The organism is Methanobrevibacter sp., from assembly GCF_045220775.1.
Lineage (GTDB): Archaea > Methanobacteriota > Methanobacteria > Methanobacteriales > Methanobacteriaceae > Methanocatella.
In genome coordinates this window covers 1-2,226 of the sequence record NZ_JBGUWC010000140.1, presented here as the reverse complement: position 1 = coordinate 2,226, position 2,226 = coordinate 1, and the positions used below count along the sequence as shown (strand labels likewise).

General features: G+C 32.8%; 3 protein-coding genes and 1 pseudogene. All 4 read right to left on the bottom strand.

Annotation, left to right across the window (positions count from 1 at the left end; all coding sequences use genetic code 11):
* Positions 1-23 precede the first annotated feature (23 nt).
* A complete protein-coding gene (locus tag ACJROP_RS09435) occupies positions 24-344 on the bottom strand; it encodes a V-type ATP synthase subunit F (protein ID WP_406535217.1) in 321 nt (106 codons plus the stop codon).
* Positions 341-1,495: a V-type ATP synthase subunit C gene (locus ACJROP_RS09430; protein WP_406535216.1), complete on the bottom strand. Its 1,155-nt coding sequence runs from the start codon at positions 1,493-1,495 to the stop codon at positions 341-343. The genes ACJROP_RS09435 and ACJROP_RS09430 overlap by 4 nt, the downstream gene beginning before the upstream one ends.
* Positions 1,496-1,511: 16 nt before the next feature.
* A complete protein-coding gene (locus ACJROP_RS09425) occupies positions 1,512-2,120 on the bottom strand; it encodes a V-type ATP synthase subunit E (RefSeq protein WP_406535215.1) in 609 nt (202 codons plus the stop codon).
* A 13-nt stretch (positions 2,121-2,133) separates the two neighbouring features.
* Positions 2,134-2,226, bottom strand: a pseudogene (locus ACJROP_RS09420) (V-type ATP synthase subunit K); the annotation flags it as partial.

Genomic DNA, 2,226 nt, shown 5'->3' with positions numbered 1-2,226 from the left:
CTTAATAATATTTCCTTCAATAATCATTTAACCATCTCTACCCCGATAACTCTTTTAATAAGGTCATTTATTTGATCAGATGATCCTCCTGCGGACCCATCTTTATCAGGTATTTCAATTATCATTGGTAAAACATCAGAACCAATTTTTCTATTAATGTGTGGTCTTATTTCGTTTGCCATTAATTGAGTAATTATAATAATTGAAATCTCGTCTTGTTCTAAAAATTTATCAAAAGCTGCGATAGCTTCTTCAGAAGTATTGACTACTTCTGCTTTCTTGACACCACCAAGTCTAAATCCAGATACAGTGTCAATATCACCAATAATTGCTACTGAACTCATATTAACATCTCCATGATTTTAGAATTAGGGAAGTCTGCTTCTCTTTTCGCTCTTGCAATAATTTTTAAATTTTTAATTTCATTTTCTTTTTGACTTAAATAACCAATAATTGGACCAATACCTAATGGTTTTTTAACAGCTAAAGATTTTGAATATTCTGAAGTGTAAACATCCAATGCTTTTTCAAATACTGCAACTGAACCAGTTTCATTGTAAACCGGCATTGCATCAGTTAATGCATCAGCATATTTTGTTCCTTCTAAACCAGATATCACATTTGTAACATCAGGAGATTCCATTAAATCTTTAAGTTTCCATTCACGTAATTGGTATCCTTCTTCTAATATATAAGGAGAGATTGCATCATAATCAAGGCCATCTTCTTTAGCCCTTATAATTAGTTTAAGATTAGCTACATCAACTTGAGTTCCAACATAAGAATATAAAATTTGCTTATTTTCATCGGATGGAACATCAGTAGAACGTAGTAATTTGCCTAAATAGTATTTATCTAAAGCAGATTCTAATGGAAGAATCATTTGTGTATCTTCATATTGTGGAAGAGCGTCTTCTAAAGCTGCAGCATATTCAGTGCCATCTAAACTTGTGACAACATCAGTTACAGTTTCAGCATCGGCTAAAGATTCTAACTCACTGTATAATGATCCACAAGGAATTAACAATTCTTTTGTTTCTTCAGGGGTGAGACCAACTTCTTTTGCAGTTAAAAGACTTTTGATGTTGTCGATGTCTGCTTTTTTAGACATTACAACAAATGGGTCTTTAATATCTTTAGGAGCTAATCTTGCAACAAAGTCATAAGTGTTAGCACGTTCAACGTCTAATGCTTTATCAAGTGGATATTCATCCAAAACATCAGCGTATTCAGGAATACCTTTGAGATAGTTTTCAACTTCTTCAACATTGCTTGTTTCAACAATTTCAGAAATCTGTTTGTCGTCAAATAGTCTTCCTTTTCTTGCTCTTACTCTTGCACTTGGGTTAAGATAAGGATAAATGTCCAAAATTGGTCTAGATGTAATGATTACAACAACTGCACCTACAATAAGAACTGCAAGAATACAGAATACAAGAAATGTTTCTTGTGTAAGTCCAACAGAACTTATTAATGTAGCAATTTCATCTGCCATATATTTATCCTCCTAATTATTTAAATAAAATTTCAGCAACTTCACTACGTAAGATACTTTTATATCTTTCTAATCTAGCTTCAATAGTATTATTTACTTCGATATCTCCATCACTAGTTTTTAAGATAGCTCCACCAATAGCTTTGATTGGTTCGCCTAGTGTAAACTTAATTCCTTCTACTTCGAAAGAATCTGAAGATAAATCTTGTTTAAATTTGTTTGTATCGGCTTCATTTAAATGAATAATTAAATCATCGCGGCCAATTTCGTCAGCAGCTTCTTTAATCATTTTACTTAATGAATCTTTATATTCTTCTTCGCCAGAAGAAGCAATAGCTTTTAATTCACCAGTTGCCTGATTGAAAGCCGCTTCGATTACGTCTTCTTTAGCGCCTAATTTTGCTCTACGAGCATTCATCTTAGCTTCAGAGATAATTTGCTGATATCTCATATCAGATTGTTTTTTACCATTTTCTAAAATTTTTGCTTTTTCAGCTTCGGCAGTTTTTTCAGCTTTTGCTTGAATTGCTGAAACTTCAGCATTTGCATCTTGAATGATTACATCAGCTTTCCCTTGGGCTTCAGACATAATGCTTGAAACAATTTTATCTGTGCCTGAGCTCATATAAATTGCCTCCTTAACCTAAGATTCCACCGAATACCATAAGTAAAATAGCAATCAAGAAACCGTAAATAGCTTGTGTCTCTGGTAATGCAGAGAAAATAATACC